The sequence below is a fragment of the Paraburkholderia sp. SIMBA_054 genome (assembly GCF_046534875.1).
Taxonomy (GTDB): domain Bacteria; phylum Pseudomonadota; class Gammaproteobacteria; order Burkholderiales; family Burkholderiaceae; genus Paraburkholderia; species Paraburkholderia hospita.
On sequence record NZ_JAWRXV010001102.1, the window covers coordinates 1 to 259 of the forward strand.

The 259-nt window shown below is 58.3% G+C and carries 1 protein-coding gene; it reads left to right on the plus strand.

Annotation, left to right across the window (positions count from 1 at the left end; genetic code table 11):
* On the plus strand, positions 1–259 hold a 259-nt coding region (locus SB822_RS58575), incomplete at both ends, for a M20/M25/M40 family metallo-hydrolase (RefSeq protein WP_410859306.1).

Below are 259 nucleotides of genomic sequence, written 5' to 3' on the forward strand. Positions count from 1 at the left end.
CGTTCGCCCAACCAGGATGTGCTGGATGACATGAAAACGCGGTTTGAAAAGGAAGCGCCGAAGATTGCCGCAGAACTGGACATCGGCATCGAGATTGAGGTGGCCGGACATTTCGACCCGGTGACCTTTGATGATGGTTGCGTGGTGGCGATCCGCAATGCGGCAGAGCGGCTTGGCTATAGCCATCGCAACATCGTTTCCGGCGCAGGCCACGATGCCTGCTGGGTCAATCGTGTCGCGCCAACGGCCATGGTCATGT